Below are 22,421 nucleotides of genomic sequence, written 5' to 3' on the forward strand. Positions count from 1 at the left end.
CTTATTCAAACCACGCGTTCAGGCTGGAACGCCAAACCGCGGAGGACAGAATGTGGGGTAACTCTTTGAAGGTCGCGCGACTTAACGGCATCGATATCACGTTGGATCCCAGCTGGTTTCTGATCGCGATCTTGATCATATGGAGCCTCGCCACGGGCTATTTCCCGGCCGAATTGCCCGAGGCCAAGCCCGCAACCCTTCTCTTCCTTGCAACAATTGCCATGCTGGGTCTGTTTGGCTCAATTGTCTTGCATGAACTGGCGCATGCCTTTGTCGCAGGCCACTTTGGGCTGAGGGTCCGCCGCATAACTCTGTTTCTGTTCGGCGGGGTCGCGGAGCTCGAATCTGAGCCGGTGAGCGCAAATACCGAATTCTGGGTCGCCATTGCGGGCCCAGTGGCCAGCCTGTGCATCGCGTTGGCCTTTTGGGGTTCTGGCTATATCGCCCTGCTCATTGGGGCATCCGCCCCGTTGAGGTCCGTTCTCGGTTACCTTACCGCGCTCAACATCACCCTTGCTCTCTTCAACTTGTTACCGGCATTCCCGATGGACGGCGGGCGAATTTTGCGCGCGTGGCTATGGAGCCGCAGTGGCGATTTTCTGGCGGCGACGCGGCAGGCCATCAAGGCCTCAAAGGCCCTCTCCTATGCGATTGCAATATTAGGCTTGCTTGCGGCTTTTTCGGGGGCTGTAACCTTGGGCCTATGGGCTATCTTCATTGCGCTTTTCTTGTTGGCGGCCGCGCGATCGACCTTGGCCAATTTGGAAAAAAACAAAGCATTTGAAGGCCGGGCTGTCTCTCAACTTATGAGCCGCGACCCTTGGACAGTGTCACCGAACCTGTCCTTGTCGGAATTGGTAAATGACGTCTTCCTGAAGCACGCGATCAGCTTTGTGCCCGTAGTCGAAGACGGTGCTCTGCTCGGGTATGTTGATACGCAGATCGTGCGTAAGATCGACCGTGAGAATTGGACTACTACAAAAGTCGACGATGTTGTTGAAAGCTGCAGTGACGCAAATACCGTTGACTACGACATGTCAGCCACAGAACTCATAGCCAAGTTCGTGAGCAGCGGACGGCGCAAATTCCTTGTCGTCGATGCGCAGGGCCTCGCTGGGGTGGTGTCGCTCTCGGACATGGTCTCGGTTCTGAACATCTCGAAAGAAATCGGATAGCTTATAAGACGGTCCCGAAGCGGGTCTGCGACCTGAAAGTACTGCAAAAGCGGACCCGCTTGCATGAATAAACCTCAGGGTTCTCCGAAGCCCTCATGCGGGGGGACAGCCAAGCCTCCGAGTTCAAGGTTTTGCGCAAGGCCTATCGGCAGGCCGATCTCGCAAAGGCATTTCACGCTCTACTCGACTAATGATGGTCCAATTCGACAGCGCTTTCTGTCAAAATATACCCGATGCCGCGCACCGTCTTGATTAACAGCGGGCGAGAGGCATCCCGCTCAACCTTCTTGCGCAGGCGTGCTACCTGATTGTCGATGGTGCGGTCCAAAGGGGCCCATTCCTGACCGTCAATCAGGTCCATTAACCGGTCCCGGGACAAGGGCTTCTTGGCATTCTTCAGAAAGGCCGCCAGCAATTTAAAGTCCGCGGTTGTCAAATCGCAATCCTCGCCCTGCCGATCAACGAGCAGCATGCGATCCAACCTGATCTTCAACCCATCGAGGGACAACCACGGCGCATCCGATGTATCGCTGTCTCTGTCGGTGGTCTCAGCTGGCATGGGCCTGCTGCTCCGGCGCAAGACCGATCGGACGCGGGCCAAAACTTCGCGGACATGGAAAGGTTTGGTAAGATAGTCGTCTGCCCCCAACTCCAAACCGACCACGCGGTCAATCACATCGTCTTTCCCGGTCACCATAACAATCGGCACGTCATGAGTACGGCGCAGCTCTCGCAGGATATCGAGCCCGTTATCCGCGCCGAGGTTCAAATCCAATGTGACCAGATCAAACGCGGCCGCCCCAAAGGCATCCCGGACACTTTGGGCGCTTTCAGCCTCAACCACGCGATAGCCGTCCCCTTCAAGACAACGCCTTAGAAGGGTTCGGATTCTCACATCATCATCAACGACAAGGATCTTTTTCTCGGCCACGGCTACAACCTACAGACACCTTTGTTTTTATAGATTGAAAACTCAATCGTGACCACCCGGTTGGCACGCAGGGCCACCCCCGCGACAAACCGTTACAAACCGATACACCAGCAAAGGTATCGCTGCGACACCTGCCTGTGAATGTGACTGCACACAACAAAGGGCGGTCACATGTACGTAACACTCTTCAACGAATTCGCACCTGCAACCATCGTGTCGGTGCCAAGCCGGCAGCAAAATGGGGCTGCGGGATCACCGTCCAGGAAAAGCCAAGGCGCCGGCGCGCATCTGTTCCGAGAAGGCGACGCTGCGGCCTCCATATATGAGATCGTCTCCGGCGTCTTTCGCCTGACGCGCGTCCTGGGCAATGGCCGCCGTCAAGTCATTGCGTTTGGCTTTCCGGGGGACACCATCGGTTTCCCCAAAGGGGCCTGCCATCACACCGATTGCGAAGCAATCACCGCGGCCGAAGTTATCGTCCATCGCCGGAATGCCCTTGATACAGTCGATGGAGATCATGAGACCCACCAGCGCCTCTTGAACGCCGCCCTGCGCGAAATCTCTGCGATGCAGGATCACTTCATGATGCTTGCCCGCAAGTCGGCCAAAGAAAAGATGGCCTCTTTTCTGGTGACCTTAGCAGAGCGCAATGGCACGCCCATTGGCGGCTACACATCTTGTTCGCTGCCCATGAGCCGGGCGGATATCGCAGATTTCCTTGGCCTTACGGTCGAAACCGTCAGCCGCACCTTAACCCGCCTGCGCAAGGAAAATATGATTGCCTTGGAAAACCCCCAGACCGTTCTCATTCGCGACATGCGGGCCCTGATCTCAGCCTCGCAAGTGAGCGAATAGCGGCCGGGGTGCCCAAGGTCGGGGCCATGAGCGCTTCGCCATCTCCGCAAGCCACTATGTGGGTTTGATTTGAATCAAGTTGCGATCCGATCCCGAACGTTAGGCTCCTGCACAGGTTTGGCATGCGGAGGGAACCAATGGGCCAACAGACAAGCCGAAATGGGCCGCGCCCTCGCCGATACCCCGCACGGGCGGCCCTGCCCTACCGAGGTTCAACAAATGGGGCCATAGGAGACCTATCATGTCGATAAAGACGATCCTGACCTGCCTTATGGATGTCGAAACCGCCGATGGTCTGTTGGCGGCAGCAACATTGCTCGCACGGCGGCACGGTGCCCATGTGATCGGCCTGCATACTTTGGAATCGCTGATGGTCTATCCCGGCATCGCGCTGCATGCGCCGGACATCATTTTCACGGAATTTGGTGCCTCCCAAGCCAAACAGTCCGCCGCACTTGAGAAGATTTTCGAGCAGCATTCCCACGCCGAGGATTTTGTCTCTGAATGGCGACTGCTAAAAAGCCGCTCGGTCACCGCCGCAGAACGGATCGTGGAGAGCGCACAATCCGCAGACATCGTGCTGATGCCCGCCCCCGACCCTCAGGCCGAGACCAACGCGCATACGCGTCTTTTAGAAGACGTGATCCGCGATGCCGGGCGGCCCGTGATTGTTGTGCCGAGGCACTTTGCCGGCGACAGGCTGGGCCAGAAGATCTTAATTGGTTGGAATGGCACCCGAGAAGCAGTGCGCGCGGTGCATGATGCGCGCACATTGCTTCGCGCCGGTGACTCTGCGCATATCCTGCGCATAAACGATCACAGCAAGGACACCGGTCTTGATGCCACTTCCAACGATCTGGCCGCGGCCTTTGCCCGGCATCAGATCGACACCACCTTGGTTGAACGATCTTGGCAACACCCCGGGGTTGCCGCGGCGCTGAACAAAGAAGCGTTTGAACAAGGGGCAGATTTGATTGCTGTCGGCGCGTTTGGCCATTCCCGCGCCTATGATCTCGTGATTGGTGCCGCCACCCGCGAACTGCTTCGAAAAGCCGATATCCCAGTCCTGTTTTCGCGGTGAAACCATTTTGCCAGAACGGCGGGGCCCAGCCTCAAGGGGGCCCCTGACCCAATGCGTCAGAGACCTATGGCGCGTCACAAAGCCCTAAAAGGAGCCAATCATGTATACCAAAATCATGATCCCAGTTGATCTGCGACATGCTGACCGGTTGGGGAAGTCCCTTCAGGTGGCAGCTGATATCGCCAAGCTATACAAGGCCGAAACCCATATCGTAGGTGTCGGGCATAGTGTCCCGAACGAAGTCGCGCGGACCCCCGATGAGTTTGCGCAAAAGCTGACCCGCTTTGCTGCAGAGATGTCCCAGACATACGGGGTGACCTTCGCCCCACACGTCGAAACCAGCCACGACCCGGCCGTGGACCTTGACGATGTTTTGAATCGCAGCGCGAGTGGCCTTGGGATCGACCTGATCGTCATGGCAAGCCACATCCCTGGCTTGGCTGAGTATGTCTTTGCGTCAAATGCTGGATATCTCGCCTCACATTCGGACCTGTCTGTCCTCATTGTGCGGCAATAGCCCGTCCCAATGGTCGTGCCGCATTCATGACCACCTGCGGCCCATATGCCGCGTGACACGGCCATCAGCCACTGCCGACGGACCGGCATTTCACTTGATATGCATCAAAAGGGCGCTGCCGCAGAAGGCTATGCTTAACAGGACCAAACCCGACAAACGCGATTGGAGAGCCGTTATGTACAGCAATATTCTCATCCCTGTCGTGGCTGATGAAGGACATGACAATCAAAAGGGGCTCGACGCGGCCCGGGCATTGGCCACGTCCGGCGCAAGGTTCACCTTGCTGCATGTAATGGAGCCGATCCCAAGCATTGCTTCATCGGAAATCCCGACTGAAGTGTTGGCTAAGGTTCGCGAAGGCATTGCTCAGGCGATGAGCCGCTTGGGCAAAACCCTTCCAAATGCGCAGGTCCAACTCGTTTCCGGACACGCGGGCCGGACCATCGTCGATTTCGCAAATCAATACGGCTCGGACTGTATCGTGGTGGCGTCCCACCGTCCCGGACTTGGCGACTACTTCCTCGGCTCCACCGCTGCGCGTGTTGTCCGCTTTGCCCAGTGCTCGGTGCATGTCGTTCGCTAACCACGCGTCCGCATGGCGCGTGAGCGAACTTTAGAACCATAAAGGAGGGCAAAAGATGCATCTTACCCCATTCCTCAAGCGGGTGGCGCTTGCAAAGCTTCTGGGCTTCACCTTAGGCGCGCTTGGCTATGTCATCTTCAGTTCTACAGGCACGCTGAGCGGCATGTTCCTTTTGGGTATGGTGGGTTGGTTCGTCACGCTCGGCGCTCTGGTTGGAATACTCGGCTTTTACCAAACCATGCCGTTTCTCGGCATTCCCATACCGGTCTGGCTCAGAGGCGCTTGGTGCGGTGCGTGGATGGGGCTTTTGCTGGTGCTTGTCGCATATGGCGCGCTTTCAGAGTTAACCGCAGAGATTGCATGGCTGCCGGGTCTCTTTGCCAGCCCTTGGTGGCTGGTTGTGGAAATGGCCTTCTGGGGGGCGGTGATCGACGTGATCGTGACCTCGGCATTCGGGTCAACGCCGTGGCAGGGCTCCGGGGTGAGCCATCAGGGCGATTTGGAATAAGCACAGACGGGGCTGCGAGCGGGCAAACGTTTGCAGGGCGACACCGCCCCGCGTCACATCAAAATCAAACCGTCCTGCGACAGCCGTTACTCCTGAAGCGTTTCAAGATACGCAACAAGGTCCACGATCAGCGCGCTGGTCATGATCGGCTGGCCCGTCTCTGCTTTCATGGGGGTGTCTTGCTCGTCAAAAATATGTCCGTAGATCGGCATCATCGAGCCATGGGCCAGCAACGGGTCGCGCCCGTCAATGCGCATTACCACACGTTTGGTGGGGAACACCCCGCCATTCGTAGCGGAAAGTCTGCGCAGGTTGCTCGGTTTGACCAGAAGAATAGGCGAGATCGGACCATCTCCGAGAGCCTCGGTGCCGTGGCATGCCACGCAATATTGGCTATAAATTTCCTGACCCTGGTCCGCGTCCTGCGCCAAGGCAGGGAGTCCAAACAGGCAACCAAGCGCCGTTGCAAGAAGCTGATTTTTCATCTTTTTTCCTTTCATGAAACGGCGCCTGCCCTCATGCCCCTGCCTTTAGCCGATGGGGGGGCGGACGCGCGATTTGGGCCTCATTTCTCGGTACCCCCCGCATCAACGGGGGCCTTTCCGATTTCTAACTATTCAACCTTCAGGGTCACACTCATATTGAGTTAGAGTGTAGAGCGGGCGAGGGTTACAGAACTTGACCTAGATCAAGTGCTCCCTGCCACACCAGTGACGGCGGCGGGCTAGGTACCGGGGCAAAAGCCCAAACGCGGTACCGGCGGCACTGCGGAAAGCCCCGCCCTTACACCACCCGCAAGACCCAATCAGCCGCGTCGGGCAAAAGCACATCAAGAGAAGCCTGAAATGCGGCAGCGATGGCGCTTGGGCTGTCATTCCCAGCCTGTGCAGATTGGGCAAAATTACGAATGCCCAGAACCCGCTGGTCGCTGTCATTAAGCACGGTCAAAGCAAGATCGACCATCACGAGAACCGTGCCGCCGGGTTCTATCGTCACTTCAAAGCTGTCCATCCGCACAAGAAGCGCCTTGTCCGGAACCGGCCCACCCTCGCTCGGCCCGACATACCCGATCCGCCCAGAAGCGGCGATGCTGCGCACAAGCAACCCCTGCAGGACGATCGGAGCCTCATCAACCCAGCGGGCGTCGGGGAGGTAAGTAATTGTCGCACCGTCAGACCGCACCATGATCCGATCGCTCGCCAAGGCTGCTGACGCCTCGGGACGGGCGATCAGCAGCTTCGCGGCGCTGCGAGGCCCTTTTTGCGATCCGGGCGCTGGCCGCAGGTCATAGGTATCTACAGGCTGCGCGGCCGTGTTCAGGGCGGACAGGGCACTGCATCCGCTCAGCGAAGCAATCGCGCCCAGAAATGCGATGCGGCGGGTCAGGTTTGCTGGGGGCATCATGTCATCTCCGGTAATCAGGAACACGTTTGTCGAGCAAGAACCGCGCCGGGTCGCTGTCGATACGACGCACGAGGTTGTTCAGGGTGGCGACCAACCCGCGCGCTTCAGCACTTAGACGGGTCAATTCGGGAAGTCCGGTGCGGGCGAAATTACCCAGGCCCGGAGCCGTGGCATCAATGGCCGATTGGGCGCTTGCCACCACGGTATCGGCGCGCGCAATCAGTCCGCGCAGGTCTGCTGCGATGGCGGGTACATCGCGCGTCACGTCCTCAACAGCGATGCTGATCCGCTCTGAGGCAGTGCGCAAATCCATTAAGACGGGGGCGAAGTCGGTCTGGATCACCCCACTGACCGCGTCAAGCGCCGTTTCGGCTGAGGCCAAGGCTCCGTCCGTTCCCGCCAATGTGGTGTCAAGCCGGCTTAGGCTAAGCTGCGCCCGCTCAAACAGAGCATTTGCCGAGCCCAGCGCCGCCTCAGCTTGCGCAGTGATCGGAACGAAGCGCGTTGTTGCTCCGGTTACATCCACCGCGACCTGCTCCACCGCCTCCGCTGCCGTTGCCACGGCGCGGCGGATATCGGTCACAACGGCAGGAATATCTGACTGCACCAGACCCTCCAGCGTTTCTAGAGCTACATTTGCTGTGCCCAAGACCGTGCGGGCCTCTGTGACCATCTGCGCCCCCTCCCCGCTGACCAACATGTCAAAACTGTCAGCAGCGCTCGTTACGCTTACGAAAGCACGGTCGGCCTCATCCAGGGTCTGCCCCAGATCAGACAGCCGAGCATTCAAAAGGCCTGATGTTTCGGCGACACCATCAAGTGTGGCCCCCCCGCGCTGTTGCAAGTCCGCGATGGCATCATCGGCGCGTCCGATGGTATGTGATAGGTCTTCCAACAACGGCGGCAGCGTATTCCGTAACAGGACCTGCGCCGCATCAAAGGTGCCCTCCACATTACGGATCGCAGAGTCGGTTGCGGCCATGCTGGACTCCGCTGTCTCGAAAGCACTCTGCGCCGAGGCAAGCGCCGCATCTGCGCGGCCGAGCGTAGCCTGCGCTGAGCCGGTGATACTGTCCAACTTGTCAGTAAATAAAGAAATTTGCGCGGTCGCTTCATTAACCGTACCACTGATCTCAGAGAAATCCGTGAGCGCCTGATCAAGCCGCCCGGAAGAACTCTCGAGGTTCTGCAAAATACCGGCGACGCGCGTCTGGTTTTCCGGCCCCAGCAGTGCCTGAAGTTGTGCCATCAGATCATTGGCCTGCACCATAAGATCGGGCGCATCTTCGACCAGCAACTGAACCGTTGATCGTTCGGAGGGGATCATCGGCAGACCGTCTTGTTCGGCCTCCAATGGTGCCGCCCCCGGCGTTCCACCAGAAAGCGAGATATACGCGACCCCTGTGACGCCCTGAGACTGTACCTGCGCGACCGTGTTCGCACGCACTGGCGTGCTGCTATCAATCTCTATCGTAACAAAGACTTTGGACGCGTCGTCCTCGTGGATATTTATCCCGGTCACCTTGCCGACCGAGATGCCGTTAAAAAGAACGTTACCGGACGGGTCCAGCCCTGACACGTCATCGAAAAGGATCCCATAGGTGGCATATTGGCGGTCGATTTGGACACTTGAGAGCCAGATGAAGAACCCCAGCGTGCCGATAATGATGGCAAGTGTGAAGGCGCCGATCAGGATGAAATTGGCCCGGGTTTCCATTAGCTCCCCCCCGCCGTGGCCTGTGCGGCACGGGCGCGCGGGCCGTGAAAATACTCCTGCACCCAAGGATGATCTACCGCATCCATATCTGCCACGCTGCCCACCGCCAGCACACGCCCGTCCGCCAGCACCGCGACACGGTCGCAAATCGCATAGAGGCTGTCCAAATCATGGGTAACAAGGAAAACCGTCAGGCCAAGAGCGGCCTGCAACTGCTTGATGAGAATATCGAAAGCCGCGGCCCCAATCGGGTCGAGCCCGGCTGTTGGTTCGTCCAGAAAGACGATCTCAGGGTCCAGCGCAATGGCCCGCGCAAACCCGGCCCGCCTGCGCATGCCCCCAGAAAGCTCGGCGGGATATTTGGCCAAAGCGGTCTCCGGCAGGCCCACCATCCGAACTTTGATCCCGGCTAGGGTCTCCCGCAGCTCCGGAGCAAGTTGCGATTGCTCGCGCATCGGTGCTTCAACGTTCTGCTGCACGGTCAGCGAGGAAAACAGCGCGCCATCCTGAAACATGACGCCCCAACGACGGCGCAGGCGACGGTAGGCGGCCTCGGGCGTGTCCCGCACGCTTTCGCCAAATACCTCGATCTGCCCTGCCGCGGGTTTCAGCAAGCCGACGATGGCCCGCAGCAGCACAGATTTGCCGGTACCAGAGCCGCCGACCACGCCAATAATCTCGCCCCGGCGCACGTCAAGGTCCAGCCCATCATGCACGGTATGGGTGCCAAATCGGGTCATAAGACCCTGCACCCGGATGATATGTGCGTCTGCAGGATTGCCCATCATACCCCCACGATAGCAAAAAAGATCGAGAACATCGCATCCGCGACGATCACCATAAATATAGACAGCACGACCGATGTAGAGGTGAGCCGGCCGAGAGACTCGGCATCGCCGCCGACCTTCAGCCCTTCGAAACAGCCGATGATGCCAATGATCAAAGCAAAGAACGGCGCCTTGATCATGCCGACGCCGAAGTGCCAGACATCTGTGTTGCTGGTAAGTCGCATTTGGAAAACGGCGGGCGAAACGCCTAAGTCGATCCATGACATGATCGCGCCCCCCAAAAGTCCTGATATATCCGCGATAAACCCTAAAGCGGGCAGCATCAGCATGAGCGCAAGCACCCGTGGCACCACGAGGATTGTCACCGGATCGAGCCCGATGGTGCGCATGGCGTCCACCTCCTCGCGCATCTTCATCGAGCCGATAGCTGCGGTGAAGGCAGAGCCGGACCGGCCTGCAACGATGATCGCCGTCAGCAAAATGCCCAGTTCGCGCAACACGGAGATGGCGATGAGGTCGACGACAAAGACTTCGGCCCCAAACTGCCGCAACTGCGCCGCCCCCTGAAACGCCAGAACCACGCCGATCAAAAAAGACATTAACGCCACAATAGGGACGGCGTTCAGGCCGACTTCCTGACAATGGTGCACCAAAGACGTAAGGCGTAGCCGGCTTGGGTGCGCCAAGATCCCGCCCATGGTAGCAACGACCTGACCCAAAAAGGAAATCAGCGCGACGGTCTTATGCGCCCCCAACACAACAGTCCGTCCGAGAATTTCGAGACGGTCGCCCACTGACTTCGTCGGTGGCGCCGCCACGGCGTCAGACAGCATGCTGCGCCGGACGGTCTCGATCAGTTGGGCCTGCGCCTGCGTTGCGCCTTCAAGAGCTGCGCCACCCGGCACCGTTGCGTGGGCCTGCAGATCAATCAACACCCAAGCCCCTGCGGTATCTATCCGGGCCAGCCCCGCGATATCGATTACCGAGGCCCCATGCATCTCAGAATGCAGCCAATCGCGGTCCAAACACGCGACCTTGCCAATATCGAGATCGCCGCAGATGCTCAGTCTGGACCCCGAGCGGGTCAGCGCAATGGCCTGCGTTTCTGGAATGGCAGGGGCGCTCATGCAGGTTGCCCTGCGGCGTGCGGCAGTTCGCCTGCAGTCCCGCTTTGTATTTGGCCAGGGTCAATGCGCAGCGCGCGCAGGGCGTTTAAGATCACTGCAACATCGATGACCTCTTGCAAGAGCGCGCCCTGCACCGGGGTTAGGTAGCCAAAGGCCGCCGCGATCATGCCTGCAATAGACAGGCCGATCCCGACAACGAGGCTTTCCAGTGCAATCTTGCGCGCGCCTCGCGCGATAATCATCCCCGGCAACAGGCGTCTCAGGTCATCGACCAGCAGCACCACATCCGCCGCCTCAGCCGAGGCTGCCGCTCCGCGCGCCCCCATGGCGACGCCCACATCTGCCGCCGCCAATGCCGGAGCATCATTAACGCCATCACCCACCATCATCACCGGTCCGGCCCGTCGCTCATCGAGAACCAGCTGCACCTTCTGCTCTGGGGTCAGATCCGTCTGCAGGGCGTCGAGCCCCAGCCCCTCAGTAACTGCCTCAGCCACTGCGCGACGGTCGCCGGTTGCCAACACAATCCGGGCGAGGCCATTTTCGCGCAGACCCTTTAGCAACTCTGCTGTGCCGGGTCGTAGCATATCGGCCATGACTAAATATCCGACATCCTTTCCGTCCACCGCCATGGCGACCAGGAGCGCACCCGGTGCTTGCACCTCTGCCACGTAGGAACCTGTGTAGGCCGCGACATAGGCTGTGCCGCCAACCCGCACCTCATGTCCGTCCACCTGCCCGGCCACGCCGTCGCCTGGCGTTTCGACAACCTGTCGGGGCAGGCTCAGCGTTTGCCCACGGGCATGGGCATCGGCCACCACTGCGCGTGCCACCGGATGCTGGGACGCCTGTTCAAGGGACGCTGCAAAATAGAGGATTTGTTCTGCATCTAGCGCGCTCGTAGTCACTACGGAACGGATCTGCGGTTGGCCCTCTGTAAGGGTGCCCGTTTTGTCTACGATCAGCGTTCGGATACGCGCCATCGCTTCTAACGGTTTGCCGCCCTTGATCAGCACCCCAAAGCGCGCCGCCCGCGACAGCCCCGCGACCAGAACCACCGGCACCGCAAGGATCAGAGGGCACGGCGTGGCAACGACCAGCACCGCCACGGCGCGGATCGGGTCGCCGGTCGCCCACCATGCCGCGCCAGCCAAGGCCACCGTAATTCCTAAGAAGGCCAGCGCATAGCGATCTGCCAGCCGCGCCATCGGCGCCTTGGCGCGCTGCGCGGCCTCGACCAGCCGCACAATCCCGGCATAAGTACTGTCTGCGGCCCGGGCCGTGGCGCGCAACTCAAAGGCTTCGCCGGCATTCGTGGCCCCGCTCATCACCGCCATCCCTCGGGACAGGCGTAGGGGCAGTGTTTCACCGGTCAAAGCCGATTGATCCAACAGCGCCTGAGGTGATTCAACTATACCATCGACCGGCGCCACCTCGCCTTGCCGGATAAGCAAAAGATCACCGAGGTCAATGGCGTCAAGCGAGACCTCCTCCAGCTTCCCCGCCCGCTGCCGCGTTGCGCTGCGCGGCACCCGTGACAGCAAGTCGCGCATTTCACGGCGGGCGCGACCTTCGGCAAAGCTTTCCAAGAAGGTGCCTCCCGAATACATCAGCGCGACCACCGCTGCGGCCAGTGTCTCGCCCACCAGCAACGCCGCCGCCATCGAAAGCGCCGCGACGATGTCCAGTCCGACATCGCCCGTGGCGAGGCTGCGCAGGATCTCAATGCAAAGTGCCACGAGGACCGGCGCGACCCCCATCGTCCAGACCCAAGCCGCAAGGTCGGCGTGGCCGGTGGCCCAAAGGCCAAGACCGCCAGCAAGCCCAGCGACGGCGACAGCCAACAAAGTGACTTTAAGGGGGTCCTGTGCCAAGCCCGTCATGCAACCTCCCCCGACCAAAGAGCCAAGTCGCACGGGCAGTTCAGAAGGCGGATGGACCGGCGTAAGCAGAGGGAACGAGCGGAATGCCTTGCCATCCTGCCCAACTCAACTCTGCCGCAGTGCGGTATCAATGCGGCGGCGCAAATCTTTGGGCAGGGTCTCGATCACATCGGCCAGCTGGGTCAGATCGCGGCGGGCCTCATGCAATTGATCAATGAGCGACAGCACGATGCCAACGGCGATCTCATCTAGGTCAAGATCTTCGGACAGATCGCAAACCAGTTCCAACCGCGCGATATCAACCTTAGAGAAGAATACCCCCTCTTCTGCCCGCAGCGGCCGCACCAGTTGGGCGTCGATATAGCGGTCAAGCTGGGCTCGGGTCAGCCGCGTGACCGTCATGATGACCTCGTCTTCGGAATACCGGTTGGTCATGCTGCGGTTCCTTTCTGCGCGCTGGAGCGGGCCTCTGCGGCCCGTTTCTCGCGCCATTCGGTCAGAAAGGCGCGCAGGTCCGGGTCCGGCGCTTTTGGCACTGAGACTTTGATCTCAACCCGCTGATCGCCAGCCGATTGTGACCCTTTGCGCTTCACCCCCCGCCCGCGCAGGCGCAACACCCGACCAGAACTCGCCCCTGCCGGGATCGTCATACCGACAGGGCCATGAATGGTCGGCACGGTGACCTTCGCCCCCAAAATCGCGTCTTCAAAGGGCAACGCGAGCGTCGACAAAATGTCATCGCCCTCGCGGCGGAATTCTGGATGGGCCTGCACCGTCACAGTGATCAGCGCATCGCCCGACGGGCCACCGCCTGCGCCGGGCGCGCCCTTTCCGCGCAAACGCAGGGTCTGACTATCCTGCGTACCGGGCGGGATCTTGACCGAAAGGCTTGCCCCATCAGCCAAGGTGATGGCAGTTTCGGAGCCGCGCACCGCATCCAAAAAGGGCACCGTGAGACTGTAGTTGATGTCGGCGCCAGCCATGCTGCGGCCCCTGCTGCCAAAGTCGAAGCCGCCGCCCTCGGCCGCACGTTTGCGAAGGATATCGGCAAAGATGTCGCTGTAGTCGCTGTTTTGTCCGGCGCCTCGACGCTGCTGGTAGGCATTATCCGGGGCTTGGGCATAGTCGCGATAATACTGCCGCGGCGGACGCTCTGCCCCCTGCGCGTCGATTTCACCGGCATTAAAGCGGGCGCGGGTTTCGGGATCCTTCAACAGATCATAAGCAGCAGAAGCCGCCTTGAACCGCGCAACCGCTGACTTGTCATCGGGGTGCAGGTCCGGATGGCTGCTGCGGGCCAACTTTCGATAGGCCTTTTTGATGTCGGCGGCAGTCGCCGCTTTCGTCAGGCCAAGAACCTTATAGGGGTCAGTGCTCATTCATTGGGGCCTTCTATTCGCTTCAAGCGGACCTTGACCAATCAGCGTCCCGTCGATTGACCACACAATCCCATAGCGCAACAGCGACTGTCATTGATTCAGATCAAGATATGCGGAACGGCTAACCGGTCAGTCAGAACTGCGCGATCTGTGACGAAGTATGCGCGTCTCACCTTGGCACATCATCTGAACCCGCGCCATTTTTCTTTGCGGCGGGCTCGCGCAGGCCTCTGCCGTCGCCAGATTTGTGTTGCCTTGGATGGTGCGAGGCGCGCCTAGGGGGTCGCGGAAATTGATACAGATCAATGCGCGATCTGCCCGATCCGTCATTGCTGGAGTGTGACTCCGTGATCATGTCCCAGCAAAAGGATCGGCTCGATGAAGGTTGGCACATCCGTATTGGCAATTGGTGTCATGGCCTTGGTCGCCGCACCAGCGATAGCCCAGACCGTGTCCACTGCCGAAGAAATTCTGCGCGCTTGGCTGACATCCCCGCATGCGAATGCCGAGACCGAGGCCTTCCGACATTGGGATGCGGAGGGCGAAATTCCCGGAGACTGCGCCGTCTGTCATTCGACGACTGGAGTGATCGATTATCTGGCAAATCCGGGTGACGTTGCAGGGGTGATCGACCGCCCGGTGTCCACCGGCACGACCGTTGAATGCGCGGCCTGCCATAATCCAGCAGCAGAAGCCCTGCAGGATGTGGTTTTCCCCAGCGGTCAGGTCGTCACAATGACCGGCGATGCGGCCATTTGCACAGTTTGCCATCAGGGGCGGGCCTATAGCGGCACGGTAGACGCGGCCTTGGATGGCCTTGCCGACGATACCGTTTCCGACAAGATCACCTTCATTAACATTCATTACGCGGCTGCCGCTGCAACCCAGCTCGGCAGCGTTGCCCAAGGTGGGTATCAATACCCCGGACAAAGCTACAAGGGCGTCTTTGAGCATGTTGAAGGGTTCGACACCTGCGTCAATTGTCATGACCCTCATGCCACGAAGGTTGTCTTTGACACCTGCAATACCTGCCATCAGGGGGCAACGGATTTCCGCGCCATTCGCACCACGCCGATGGACATACTAGGTCGGGGTGACACCACCTCTGGCATCGCGACGGTCATAGACGATCTGCACGGGCGTCTGAAGGCAGCGCTGATGACATATGCGGCGCAGACCAGCGGCACGGCGATCGTATATTCAGGCACAGCCTATCCGTATTTCTTTAATGATCTCAACGCCAACGGAGCCCTTGATGCGGGCGAAGCCATTTATCCGAACCGTTATCAAAGCTGGACACCACGCCTACTCAGAGCGGCCTATAATTACCAGTTTGTCAGCAAGGATCCCGGCGCTTTTGCGCATAACCCGCATTACTCAATCCAGTTGCTGTTCGACAGCCTGACAGACCTCGGCACGGCCGCCGCCGTGGATTTAACCGGGTTGGTGCGTCCATAGCCGGGCGGGCTGCGAGGGCCGAGCCGTCTTGCATCCCCTACGCGCCGCTTCCGGCCAGAGCTGTCGCCGTTCCGGTGCCGAAAAATGGAAAGGACGCTTGTGGAGTTCAGGCTACGCAAAGGTAAAACCATAAATCTGGGCCCCTCACCCGGTGATACGCCGGTGATTGCGCGAACCGTGCGCAAGGTCGGCGTGATGGCGCGGGACTATCCAGGTGTGATTTTTGACCTGCGTGTCCGTGAAGGTGACCGGGTTCGGCGCGGTCAGCTTCTCTGTGTTGATCGTCACCGGCCGGAGATCGGATTTGTTGCCAGTGTATCTGGACGGGTGCATCAGATACGCCAAGGCGCGCGGCGCCGGATCGAAGCAATTGTGGTAAATGTCGAGGGTGACGAAGGGCTTCGGTTTGACGTGGGCGCCGCGGCGCAGAACGATGGCGCACTGCGCAATTTGCTTTTGAAGAGCGGCGCTTGGCTGGGCTTTCGGACCCGTCCTTTTGGCCGCATCCCTGATCCAGCGGATCGCCCTTCCGCAATCTTTATAACCGCGACCGACAGCAATCCGCTCGCGCCGGACCCGACTCATGTGCTGAGGCCGCTGTTGGACAGCTTTCGGCGCGGAGCTCAGGCGTTGTCGCGTCTGACCGATGACCCGGTCTTTGTCTGCCAAGCCCCCGGCCCCTCGTTGATAGATCCGAGCGAAACACTACAAGTCGTACGGTTTTCCGGACCGCATCCTTCCGGGCTGCCGGGCACTCATATTCACCATCTCTGGCCGGTTTCGGACCAAAGGTCTGTATGGCAGATCGGTTATCAGGATGTCGCGGCGATCGGCACACTGCTGTCCTCTGGAGAAGCGACCACAACCCGGACCATTTCAGTGGCCGGACCCGGCGTCGAAAGACCCGCCTTGGTCCGCGCGCCATTGGGGGCGGAGCTGATTGATCTGCTAGGAGAGCCGCGAACCGATGAAACCCTCCGCGTACAACGGTTGGTCTCGGGCTTCAGTCTGACTGGCACAGAGGCCCGGTTTCTCAGCCGTCATGATTTGCAGGTGACGGTTTTCGACAGAAACGCCACGCCAAAGCATACACGCACTGCACTGTGGCGCATGATTGGCAGGCTGCCGCTTGCCGTCCCGGGGGCAACCCAGCCGTCCGAAGCTTTTGAACGACTTTTCCCCTTTGATCTTTTGCCCGTACCGCTGATGCGGGCGCTTGCGGTGGGCGACATCGAAACGGTGGAGCGTCTGGGAGGCCTCGAACTTCTGGAAGAGGACTTGGCCTTGCTGACGTGGCGCTGCCCCTCGGGCACCGATTACGGGCAGCTTTTGCGGGGTGTTCTCGACACCCTACACCAAGAGCGCGCCGCATGACCCCGCCGCCGCCCTTCCTCTCGCGTCCTTGGGATGGAAATCGCCTGACGCTTGTCACCTTGTTGGCGATCCTCGCCCCCCTAACGGCGAGCATCGTGGCCCACGGCTTTGCCCGGCTGGCGGCTCTGGCCTTGGCGCTGGTTCTGGCGGCTCTGTGGCATCTGGCTTTTGCGAAGCTTCGAAAGCGCCCCCCGGAGTGGGGCGGCATCGTGACCGCGATGATCTTTGTAACTCTGGTACCCGCCACGGTGCTGCTCTGGCAACAGGGGGTGGCCCTGTCTTTTGGACTGGTCATGGGGGAGCTGATCTTTGGCGGTCGCGGTCGGGGGTTCCTGAGCCCTGCCGCCGTCAGCTTAGCCTTCCTGCTGTTTTCCTTCCCCGTTGACGCAGCGCAACCCACTGACACGGCGAGCGCGCTCGCGGCTCTAGCCGGAGGGGTGCTCTTGGTGATTGCAGGAATACTGTCTTGGCGGCTTGTCATCGGGTTTTCCGTGGCGGTGGCCGCCTGTGCATCCCAATGGCCAGTGCCGACGATCTGGCCTTCGTGGCCGAGTGCCACCTTGATCCTCGGGCTGGTATTTCTCATCGGTGATCCGGTCGCTGCGGCCTGCACCAATGCCGGGCGCTGGCTCTATGGTTTTCTCGCGGGGGGCTTGCTCGTACTGCTGGCGCATGCAGGCGGCGACATCCTGTCGTCCGTGGTCTTTGCGGCATTGCTCGCGGCCATCTTTGCCCCGCTAATCGATCAGGGCGTGATCTGGGCCAACATCCGGCGACGCGCGCGGCGGTTACGCAATGTCTAACTTATCGCCAATCGCCCTGTGGGCCCGCTTCCTTGCGCTGCCGAACGACAGCCGAACCAAGACGCTAGGCATCGCATTCCTAGTCGCCCTCGTGTCAGCAACGGCGGTTTCTGTCACCTCCGTGGCCCTGAAACCGCGACAGGAGGCAAATGTCGCAGCCCTGCGCGAGGCAAAACTGGCGACGATGATCGCGACACTTCCGGGCCTTGCCAACATCCTGCGCGCCACTGGGGCCGAGACTTTGGAGACTGCCATCGTGGATCTGGCTGAGGGAACAGTCGCCACTGGCATTGATCCGGACCGCTACGATTTCCTTGCGGCGCAGACTGACCCCGTCCAAACAGTTGCCCTGACCGCAGAACAGGACATGGCCGGGATTGGCCGCCGCCCGCATTACGCCCCCGTCTTTGTGTTGCGCGGCGATGAGGGGCTCGCTTTGGTGGTCCTGCCGGTTTACGGAACCGGCTACCAATCGACGATCCGCGCCTATCTGGCCCTTTCCGCCGATCTAAACACTATCGCGGGCCTGAGCATCTATGAACAAGGCGAAACGCCGGGTCTGGGGTCGCGGATTACCGATCCGGCATGGCAGGCGCTATGGTCAGATCGGCAGGCGGTAGACCCCTCTGGGGAAGTCGTGATCACGGTTGTGCGCGGCAAATCCACCGGGCCTGCGGAGGTCGACGGGATTTCCGGGGCCACGCGGTCCGCCACCGGGGTCGCCCGGCTGGTTCGGTTTTGGCTTGGCCCCGATGGGTTTGGCCCCTTCCTCGCCCGCCTTCGGTCAGGAGAGGGGCTATGACCACAAAAAACCTGCAGCTTCTGACCGCGCCGCTGATCGACAACAATCCGATCACCCTACAGATCTTGGGGATTTGTTCGGCGCTCGCCGTGACCACCTCGATGGCGACGGCCCTGACCATGAGCCTTGCGCTGACGGCGGTGCTGACCACGGCGAGTGCGGCGATCAGCCTGATCCGCTTTCATCTGCCCGGATCGATCCGCCTTGTTGTCCAGATCACCATCATCGCCTCCCTCGTGATCATCGCCGATCAGTTCTTGCGCGCCTATGCCTTTGAGATGAGCGAGCGACTGTCGGTCTTTGTCGGGTTGATCGTGACAAATTGCATCGTCCTTGCCCGGGCCGAGACATTTGCAATGCGCAACCCGGTTTGGCCCAGCATACTGGATGGGGTCGGCAATGGCCTTGGATACGGCCTTGTGTTGATGATCGTTGCCGCGATCCGCGAAGTATTGGGGGCCGGCACGCTGTTCGGGGCCCAGATCGCGCCGCTGGCCTCGGAGGGGGGCTGGTTTCAACCGCTCGGCCTGATGCTGCTGGCCCCCAGTGCGTTTTTTATCATCGGGCTTCTGATCTGGGCCATCCGGACTGTCCGCCCGGCGCTGGTGGAGCCAGACGAGTTTCCCCTCCGCACAGATCCACGCGGGGATCGGTCATGAGTGAGCTGTTCCTGAGATCGGTGTTTCAAGAGAACCTCGCGCTGTCGTTCTTTCTGGGAATTTGCACCTTTCTCGCGGTGTCCAAACGGATTGACACGGCGCTTGGCCTTGGCCTCGCGATGATCGTGGTTCAGGGGCTTACAGTTCCGGTCAACCACCTGATCTACAACGGGCTTTTGATTGAGGGCGCTTGGGGCTGGGCTGGTTTGCCGACAGTTGATCTGAGCTATCTAAAGCTGATCTGCTTCATTGGTGTCATCGCCGCCATTGTCCAAATCCTGGAAATGACCCTAGAGCGTTTCGTGCCGCTTCTGCACCGGAGCCTTGGCATATTTTTACCCCTGATTACGGTGAATTGTGCCGTTTTGGGCGGCAGCCTGTTCATGGTGGATCGCCGCTACAGCCTGCCTGAAAGCGTTGTCTATGGCTTGGGCAGTGGTATCGGCTGGGCACTGGCCATTGTTGGGTTCGCGGCGATCCGGGAAAGGCTGCGCTATGCTGATATCCCAGAGGGGCTGCGCGGTCTCGGTATTTCCTTTATCGTCACGGGCCTGATGTCGATGGGGTTCTCGGCCTTTGTCGGGGTGGGTCTGCCATGAGCGAGGTGGTTCTCGGCAGTGTGGTCTTCGTCGTCATCGTATTGGTGCTGTGCAGCGTCATCCTGCTGGCGCGGTCTGTTCTGCTGCCCACAGGCCCGGTGACCGTGCGGATCAATGAACGGCAGGACATCACAGCGCGGGCCGGAGACCGGCTGCTGACAGCCTTGTCAGACAGCGGGATTTCGGTGCCCTCGGCCTGTGGTGGAGCGGGCACCTGCGGGCAGTGCCGGATGGTCATCGGCGAAAACCGCAGCCCGGCTCTGCCGACTGAGGCCGCGCTGCTCTCGCGGGTTGAACTTGCCTCCGGGCTGCGCTTGGCTTGCCAGACGACGCTGCGCAGCAACATCAGCGTGACCCTGCCCGAAAGCTTGCTGACCGCGCAGACGTGGGAATGCACAGTCGTCTCAACCCGCACAATCGCCCCCATCATTCGCGAGATCGTGCTGGCCCCGTCCAGCGACACGGCGTTCACATTTGAGCCGGGTGCCTTTGTGCAGATCGAGGCACCGACATATGATCTGACTTTTGCGGACTATGACATCGCCCCCGCGCATCGCAGCGCTTGGGATCAGCAAGGCCTTGATGCACTGCGGGCGCAGTCCAAGAGCAGCGTGTCGCGCGCCTATTCCATTGCGAACAATGCATTGGCTGATGCGGGGCGGATCGTTCTTTTGGTCCGGCTGGCACTGCCGCCGCCACAGAACCCGGACGCCCCTCCGGGTGTGGTGTCGTCGTGGCTTTTTGGTCTGCGTAAGGGTGATCCGGTCAGCGTCACCGGCCCCTTCAGCAGCTTTGCGGCGCGGACCACCGAGCGTGAGATGGTCTTTATCGGCGGGGGTGTCGGAATGGCGCCGTTGCGCGCGATCATCTCGGACCAACTGGAGCGCAGGAACACAGGTCGGAAAATGAGCTATTGGTACGGCGCGCGCAGCCGCGTGGACTTGTTCTATGACAAAGAGTTCGAGAGGCTTCAGGCGAAATACCCCAACTTTCGCTGGACCGTCGCCCTTTCCGATCCCGCGCCAGAGGACAACTGGCAAGGCGAAACCGGATTTATTCATGAAGTTGCCCTGCGCACAGCGTTGGCGGCCCATCCGGCGCCCCATGACTGCGAGTATTACCTTTGCGGGCCGCCGATGATGATCAAGGCGGTCCGCGCCATGCTTGATGATTTGGGGGTCGGCCCGGACCATATTTTTAACGATGATTTTGGAGGATAGGTGATGCGGTTCTCTCGACGTGGTTTTCTGGGGGGCAGCGGCGCCATGCTTGTCGCAACGGCGCTTCCGGCGGCGGGGTCTGACCTGTTGCAGATCGAAGGTCCGGCCTTTGGCGCAGGTTGGCGGGTGCGGGTGGGAAGCGGAGCCGACGCAGCCGCTGTTGTCCGGGTGATCACTGGCGTCATCGCATCAGTTGACGCGGCGATGTCACCCTTTCGAGCGGGGTCTGAGATTTCAGTGTTCAACCGTGCAGAGACCTTGGACTGGCAGCCGCTTTCGTTCCAGACCCTCACAACCATCGCCGAGGCACAGCGTATTGCCGACCAAACCCAAGGCGCTTTTGATCCGACCCTTGGCGGTCTAGTGGGCCGATATGGTTTCGGCCCGATCACGGCGGGGCCGGAAGGCGCGTTTCGTGACCTCACGGTGGGGGCCGGTGGCGCGCGAAAGGCCCATCCACGGCAAACGTTAGACCTGTGCGGCATTGCCAAGGGCCACGCGCTCGACCGGTGTGTCGCCGCTTTAGAGACACTCGGGCTTCGTAGGTTCTTTCTGGAACTAGGCGGCGAAGTTGCGGCACGCGGGTTGAAGCCTGATGGCACTGTCTGGCGTGCGGCGGTCGAACGCCCCCTGCCCGGACAGGTGGCACCGCAATGCGTGGTGGGGCTGACAAATGAAGCGCTGGCAACCTCGGGCGATTTGATAAACAGCTACGCCCTCGCCGGGCACCGCTATAACCACATCATCAATCCGCAGCTGTTGGCGCCCTCGGACACGGCGCTGGCGTCGGTTTCGGTCTTTGCGGCGCGGGCCATAACGGCGGATGCGCTGGCCACTGCGCTTTTCGCGATGGGGTCGGAACAGGGACCGGCCTTTGCACAGGCCGCCGGGCTCGATGCCCTGTTCCTGTCGCGCGACGGGCCGCGACTGCGTCAAGACATAACAGGCCGGTTCGCGGACTGGATCATCTGGGGGTAAGACAGCGATGATGGCATTCTTAATCACATTCGGATTGTTCTTATGCGCCTTTGCCGGGCTTGGGCTCGGAGCCCTCTTCGGCCGTGCGCCGATCAAAGGCTCATGCGGCGGGTTGTCCTGCATTCCGGGCGCAGACTGCGCCGCCTGCCCCAAACACGGCGCCAAAGGAGATCAGACATGACCGAGCGACCTTGTATCGCCGATTACATGGCCGTTGATTTGGTCCTGTTCAGACCGGAATTCGAAATCCTGCATGCCATGAATGCAATGCTGGAAAAACGACTCTCCGGCGCGCCCGTCGTTGATAACGAAGGTCGGCTCGTCGGGGTGCTGTCAAAAAAGGATTGCCTGCGCGCCGCGTTGAATGGGGCCTACTATCAAGAATGGGGCGGTCAGGTCGCAGCCTACATGAGCGCACATCCCGAGACTTTGGATGCGGACCTTGATCTCGTAACCGCTGCCGAGTGGTTCCTGCACAGCGACTATCGCCGGTTTCCTGTGCTTCGTGGTGGTAACCTTGTTGGACAGATCAGCCGTGCTGATATTCTGCGTGCGTTGCTGGACAACTGGTCCGCCTGAA

24 protein-coding genes are annotated in these 22,421 nt (G+C 60.3%); 15 read left to right on the plus strand and 9 right to left on the minus strand.

Annotation, left to right across the window (positions count from 1 at the left end):
- Positions 1–50: 50 nt before the first annotated feature.
- A complete protein-coding gene (locus DSM14862_RS11815; RefSeq protein WP_007117480.1) occupies positions 51–1,175 on the plus strand; it encodes a site-2 protease family protein in 1,125 nt (374 codons plus the stop codon).
- 187 nt (positions 1,176–1,362) lie between these two features.
- Here the strand turns inward: DSM14862_RS11815 and DSM14862_RS11820 are convergent, their stop codons facing one another.
- Entirely contained in the window at positions 1,363–2,106 is a 744-nt protein-coding gene (locus DSM14862_RS11820) for a response regulator (protein WP_007117482.1), read from the minus strand.
- Between the two features lie 171 nt (positions 2,107–2,277).
- Between DSM14862_RS11820 and DSM14862_RS11825 the strand changes: the two genes are divergently transcribed.
- From DSM14862_RS11825 to DSM14862_RS11845, 5 genes are all read left to right on the plus strand, one after another.
- Positions 2,278–2,961, plus strand: a complete 684-nt coding sequence (locus DSM14862_RS11825) for a helix-turn-helix domain-containing protein (RefSeq protein ID WP_007117483.1) — start codon at positions 2,278–2,280, stop codon at positions 2,959–2,961.
- A 241-nt stretch (positions 2,962–3,202) separates the two neighbouring features.
- Complete coding sequence (locus tag DSM14862_RS11830) at positions 3,203–4,042, plus strand: universal stress protein (protein ID WP_007117484.1); 840 nt, start codon at positions 3,203–3,205, stop codon at positions 4,040–4,042.
- A 100-nt stretch (positions 4,043–4,142) separates the two neighbouring features.
- Positions 4,143–4,559, plus strand: coding sequence for a universal stress protein (locus DSM14862_RS11835; protein WP_007117485.1), 417 nt, complete (start codon positions 4,143–4,145; stop codon positions 4,557–4,559).
- Positions 4,560–4,734: 175 nt separating this feature from the next.
- The gene (locus DSM14862_RS11840; protein WP_040700533.1) at positions 4,735–5,142 is read left to right on the plus strand and encodes a universal stress protein; all 408 of its coding nucleotides are present in this window, start codon (positions 4,735–4,737) and stop codon (positions 5,140–5,142) included.
- Positions 5,143–5,197: 55 nt separating this feature from the next.
- Complete coding sequence (locus DSM14862_RS11845) at positions 5,198–5,650, plus strand: hypothetical protein (RefSeq protein ID WP_007117487.1); 453 nt, start codon at positions 5,198–5,200, stop codon at positions 5,648–5,650.
- 86 nt (positions 5,651–5,736) lie between these two features.
- On the opposite strand, the gene DSM14862_RS11850 is transcribed toward DSM14862_RS11845, so the two are convergent.
- The 8 genes from DSM14862_RS11850 to DSM14862_RS11885 all read right to left on the minus strand — a co-directional run bounded on the left by DSM14862_RS11850 (position 5,737) and on the right by DSM14862_RS11885 (position 13,948).
- The gene (locus DSM14862_RS11850; RefSeq protein WP_243254255.1) at positions 5,737–6,150 is read right to left on the minus strand and encodes a c-type cytochrome; all 414 of its coding nucleotides are present in this window, start codon (positions 6,148–6,150) and stop codon (positions 5,737–5,739) included.
- A gap of 283 nt (positions 6,151–6,433) precedes the next feature.
- Positions 6,434–7,054 (minus strand): ABC-type transport auxiliary lipoprotein family protein, encoded by a 621-nt coding sequence (locus DSM14862_RS11855; RefSeq protein ID WP_007117489.1) that lies wholly within the window; start codon positions 7,052–7,054, stop codon positions 6,434–6,436.
- Between the two features lies 1 nt (position 7,055).
- On the minus strand, positions 7,056–8,771 hold the full coding sequence (locus DSM14862_RS11860; RefSeq protein ID WP_007117490.1) for an MlaD family protein: 1,716 nt from the start codon (positions 8,769–8,771) through the stop codon (positions 7,056–7,058).
- Complete coding sequence (locus DSM14862_RS11865) at positions 8,771–9,556, minus strand: ABC transporter ATP-binding protein (RefSeq protein ID WP_040700538.1); 786 nt, start codon at positions 9,554–9,556, stop codon at positions 8,771–8,773. The genes DSM14862_RS11860 and DSM14862_RS11865 overlap by 1 nt, the downstream gene beginning before the upstream one ends.
- Positions 9,556–10,686 carry an ABC transporter permease gene (locus DSM14862_RS11870; protein WP_007117492.1) on the minus strand — a complete coding sequence of 377 codons (1,131 nt, stop codon included), beginning with the start codon at positions 10,684–10,686 and terminating at the stop codon, positions 9,556–9,558. The genes DSM14862_RS11865 and DSM14862_RS11870 overlap by 1 nt, the downstream gene beginning before the upstream one ends.
- On the minus strand, positions 10,683–12,569 hold the full coding sequence (locus DSM14862_RS11875) for a heavy metal translocating P-type ATPase (RefSeq protein ID WP_007117493.1): 1,887 nt from the start codon (positions 12,567–12,569) through the stop codon (positions 10,683–10,685). The genes DSM14862_RS11870 and DSM14862_RS11875 overlap by 4 nt, the downstream gene beginning before the upstream one ends.
- 105 nt (positions 12,570–12,674) lie before the next feature.
- Positions 12,675–13,004, minus strand: coding sequence for a chaperone modulator CbpM (locus DSM14862_RS11880; RefSeq protein WP_007117494.1), 330 nt, complete (start codon positions 13,002–13,004; stop codon positions 12,675–12,677).
- Positions 13,001–13,948 carry a DnaJ C-terminal domain-containing protein gene (locus DSM14862_RS11885; protein WP_007117495.1) on the minus strand — a complete coding sequence of 316 codons (948 nt, stop codon included), beginning with the start codon at positions 13,946–13,948 and terminating at the stop codon, positions 13,001–13,003. The genes DSM14862_RS11880 and DSM14862_RS11885 overlap by 4 nt, the downstream gene beginning before the upstream one ends.
- A 378-nt stretch (positions 13,949–14,326) precedes the next feature.
- Here DSM14862_RS11885 and DSM14862_RS11890 point away from each other — a divergent pair, with 378 nt between their 5' ends.
- From DSM14862_RS11890 to DSM14862_RS11935, 9 genes are all read left to right on the plus strand, one after another.
- Positions 14,327–15,406, plus strand: a complete 1,080-nt coding sequence (locus DSM14862_RS11890; protein WP_007117496.1) for a hypothetical protein — start codon at positions 14,327–14,329, stop codon at positions 15,404–15,406.
- An 84-nt stretch (positions 15,407–15,490) separates the two neighbouring features.
- A complete protein-coding gene (locus DSM14862_RS11895; RefSeq protein WP_040700186.1) occupies positions 15,491–16,780 on the plus strand; it encodes a hypothetical protein in 1,290 nt (429 codons plus the stop codon).
- Complete coding sequence (locus tag DSM14862_RS11900; protein ID WP_007117498.1) at positions 16,777–17,583, plus strand: RnfABCDGE type electron transport complex subunit D; 807 nt, start codon at positions 16,777–16,779, stop codon at positions 17,581–17,583. Before DSM14862_RS11895 ends, DSM14862_RS11900 begins: the two co-directional genes overlap by 4 nt.
- Entirely contained in the window at positions 17,576–18,385 is an 810-nt protein-coding gene (gene nqrC, locus DSM14862_RS11905) for an NADH:ubiquinone reductase (Na(+)-transporting) subunit C (protein ID WP_007117499.1), read from the plus strand. The genes DSM14862_RS11900 and nqrC overlap by 8 nt, the downstream gene beginning before the upstream one ends.
- A complete protein-coding gene (locus DSM14862_RS11910) occupies positions 18,382–19,044 on the plus strand; it encodes an NADH:ubiquinone reductase (Na(+)-transporting) subunit D (protein ID WP_007117500.1) in 663 nt (220 codons plus the stop codon). The genes nqrC and DSM14862_RS11910 overlap by 4 nt, the downstream gene beginning before the upstream one ends.
- On the plus strand, positions 19,041–19,643 hold the full coding sequence (nqrE, locus tag DSM14862_RS11915) for an NADH:ubiquinone reductase (Na(+)-transporting) subunit E (RefSeq protein ID WP_007117501.1): 603 nt from the start codon (positions 19,041–19,043) through the stop codon (positions 19,641–19,643). The genes DSM14862_RS11910 and nqrE overlap by 4 nt, the downstream gene beginning before the upstream one ends.
- Entirely contained in the window at positions 19,640–20,863 is a 1,224-nt protein-coding gene (nqrF, locus tag DSM14862_RS11920) for an NADH:ubiquinone reductase (Na(+)-transporting) subunit F (protein ID WP_007117502.1), read from the plus strand. The genes nqrE and nqrF overlap by 4 nt, the downstream gene beginning before the upstream one ends.
- Positions 20,864–20,866: 3 nt before the next feature.
- Positions 20,867–21,841: an FAD:protein FMN transferase gene (locus DSM14862_RS11925; RefSeq protein WP_007117503.1), complete on the plus strand. Its 975-nt coding sequence runs from the start codon at positions 20,867–20,869 to the stop codon at positions 21,839–21,841.
- Positions 21,842–22,018: 177 nt separating this feature from the next.
- A complete protein-coding gene (locus DSM14862_RS11935) occupies positions 22,019–22,420 on the plus strand; it encodes a CBS domain-containing protein (RefSeq protein ID WP_007117504.1) in 402 nt (133 codons plus the stop codon).
- Position 22,421 lies beyond the last annotated feature (1 nt).

This window comes from Sulfitobacter indolifex, assembly GCF_022788655.1.
GTDB lineage: Bacteria > Pseudomonadota > Alphaproteobacteria > Rhodobacterales > Rhodobacteraceae > Sulfitobacter > Sulfitobacter indolifex.

Excerpts from the sequence above, each read along its gene's own strand:
- DSM14862_RS11815 (WP_007117480.1), top strand. The coding sequence starts at position 51 with ATGTGGGGTAACTCTTTGAAGGTCGCGCGACTTAACGGCATCGATATC.
- DSM14862_RS11825 (WP_007117483.1), top strand. The coding sequence starts at position 2,278 with ATGTACGTAACACTCTTCAACGAATTCGCACCTGCAACCATCGTGTCG.
- DSM14862_RS11830 (WP_007117484.1), top strand. The coding sequence starts at position 3,203 with ATGTCGATAAAGACGATCCTGACCTGCCTTATGGATGTCGAAACCGCC.
- DSM14862_RS11835 (WP_007117485.1), top strand. The coding sequence starts at position 4,143 with ATGTATACCAAAATCATGATCCCAGTTGATCTGCGACATGCTGACCGG.
- DSM14862_RS11840 (WP_040700533.1), top strand. The coding sequence starts at position 4,735 with ATGTACAGCAATATTCTCATCCCTGTCGTGGCTGATGAAGGACATGAC.
- DSM14862_RS11845 (WP_007117487.1), top strand. The coding sequence starts at position 5,198 with ATGCATCTTACCCCATTCCTCAAGCGGGTGGCGCTTGCAAAGCTTCTG.
- DSM14862_RS11850 (WP_243254255.1), bottom strand. The coding sequence starts at position 6,150 with ATGAAAGGAAAAAAGATGAAAAATCAGCTTCTTGCAACGGCGCTTGGT.
- DSM14862_RS11855 (WP_007117489.1), bottom strand. The coding sequence starts at position 7,054 with ATGATGCCCCCAGCAAACCTGACCCGCCGCATCGCATTTCTGGGCGCG.
- DSM14862_RS11860 (WP_007117490.1), bottom strand. The coding sequence starts at position 8,771 with ATGGAAACCCGGGCCAATTTCATCCTGATCGGCGCCTTCACACTTGCC.
- DSM14862_RS11865 (WP_040700538.1), bottom strand. The coding sequence starts at position 9,556 with ATGGGCAATCCTGCAGACGCACATATCATCCGGGTGCAGGGTCTTATG.
- DSM14862_RS11870 (WP_007117492.1), bottom strand. The coding sequence starts at position 10,686 with ATGAGCGCCCCTGCCATTCCAGAAACGCAGGCCATTGCGCTGACCCGC.
- DSM14862_RS11875 (WP_007117493.1), bottom strand. The coding sequence starts at position 12,569 with ATGACGGGCTTGGCACAGGACCCCCTTAAAGTCACTTTGTTGGCTGTC.
- DSM14862_RS11880 (WP_007117494.1), bottom strand. The coding sequence starts at position 13,004 with ATGACCAACCGGTATTCCGAAGACGAGGTCATCATGACGGTCACGCGG.
- DSM14862_RS11885 (WP_007117495.1), bottom strand. The coding sequence starts at position 13,948 with ATGAGCACTGACCCCTATAAGGTTCTTGGCCTGACGAAAGCGGCGACT.
- DSM14862_RS11890 (WP_007117496.1), top strand. The coding sequence starts at position 14,327 with ATGAAGGTTGGCACATCCGTATTGGCAATTGGTGTCATGGCCTTGGTC.
- DSM14862_RS11895 (WP_040700186.1), top strand. The coding sequence starts at position 15,491 with ATGGAAAGGACGCTTGTGGAGTTCAGGCTACGCAAAGGTAAAACCATA.
- DSM14862_RS11900 (WP_007117498.1), top strand. The coding sequence starts at position 16,777 with ATGACCCCGCCGCCGCCCTTCCTCTCGCGTCCTTGGGATGGAAATCGC.
- nqrC (WP_007117499.1), top strand. The coding sequence starts at position 17,576 with ATGTCTAACTTATCGCCAATCGCCCTGTGGGCCCGCTTCCTTGCGCTG.
- DSM14862_RS11910 (WP_007117500.1), top strand. The coding sequence starts at position 18,382 with ATGACCACAAAAAACCTGCAGCTTCTGACCGCGCCGCTGATCGACAAC.
- nqrE (WP_007117501.1), top strand. The coding sequence starts at position 19,041 with ATGAGTGAGCTGTTCCTGAGATCGGTGTTTCAAGAGAACCTCGCGCTG.
- nqrF (WP_007117502.1), top strand. The coding sequence starts at position 19,640 with ATGAGCGAGGTGGTTCTCGGCAGTGTGGTCTTCGTCGTCATCGTATTG.
- DSM14862_RS11925 (WP_007117503.1), top strand. The coding sequence starts at position 20,867 with ATGCGGTTCTCTCGACGTGGTTTTCTGGGGGGCAGCGGCGCCATGCTT.
- DSM14862_RS11935 (WP_007117504.1), top strand. The coding sequence starts at position 22,019 with ATGACCGAGCGACCTTGTATCGCCGATTACATGGCCGTTGATTTGGTC.